The following is a 1,015-nucleotide window of genomic DNA, read 5'->3' on the forward strand; positions in this document are numbered from 1 at the left end:
CATCGAGATGAAACGCGCTCACGACGGTGAGAGCGTCTTCGATGTGTATCCCACCCTGGAGGCGCGCGACAACTGGATCCGCGTCGACATCCACCGGAGGGCAAACCTCCTCCCCGAGCGGTTCACCGCCATCATTGAGGGCATAATCGAACTCGTCGATCGTGGGTACAACGTCAACTTCGTCGAATTGACCGCTACCGAGCAGGCCCTTCGTAACTACGGCTATCGCGAGCGTCTCCAACAGTTGGCCGACGAGCGCGAGAACTTCTTGTTCACCGGGCTCTGGAAGAAACACGCCCATGTCTACGAGTTCCTCGCTTCCGGGCAATGCCTTGCCGAGTTCACCGACTCCGGGAGCATGCAGGAGGAACTCAACCATATCGACGAGGCGCTTTGTCTCACCGCTCGCTTCAACACCGATCGCCCTGAGACGGTTTTCGAGGCGAATACGAATCTCCTTGTCCCGCCGACCGACGGCGAGTTCATTGCCGACATGATCACTCACGTCGTCGAGACCGATACAATCCGCGAGCGCATGCGCTCAGGGCAGCATCTTTACGGCAACGACGTGGGTGAGCGCATCGTCGAGTTCCTCACAACGCGCGATACCGATCGGGTCTTCGATTGGGCTCACGAGCGCCTCGGTTTCGAATCCGGCGACAGTTCCGAGTTCGAGTATCTATAATCACTATCAAAACTGCAACAAGTCGGCGATATCTGTATCAGACGTCGAGAACGAGCTTGCCACGGACGTGCTCCGTTTCGACGATCTCGTGGGCGCGCGCCGCCTCCGCGAGCGGGATCTCGGTGCTGACCGTCGGGCGCAGCGTTCCGTCGTCGATCGCCTCGCCGATCGTGGCGAGGAGCGCGGGCTGCTCCGAGCGCCCACTCACCGCCCGCACGGCGATGTCACGGCCGTCGGCGATCGGGTCGGAGGGAGCACCGACGACCGAGACGAGCACGCCACCGTCGGCGAGCACGTCGACCGAGCGACGGTGGGTCTCGCCGCCAACGG

General features: G+C 61.9%; 2 protein-coding genes. One reads left to right on the plus strand and one right to left on the minus strand.

All coding sequences use genetic code 11. From position 1 onward, the window contains the following. Positions 1–685, plus strand: a 685-nt coding sequence (locus C448_RS12635) for a UDP-N-acetylglucosamine 2-epimerase (RefSeq protein WP_004055377.1), incomplete at its 5' end; no start/stop codon positions are given. Positions 686–722: 37 nt separating this feature from the next. On the opposite strand, the gene C448_RS12640 is transcribed toward C448_RS12635, so the two are convergent. Beyond that, positions 723–1,015, minus strand: a 293-nt coding sequence (locus tag C448_RS12640) for a zinc-binding dehydrogenase (protein ID WP_004055378.1), incomplete at its 5' end; no start/stop codon positions are given.

It is taken from the genome of Halococcus morrhuae DSM 1307, assembly GCF_000336695.1.
GTDB lineage: Archaea > Halobacteriota > Halobacteria > Halobacteriales > Halococcaceae > Halococcus > Halococcus morrhuae.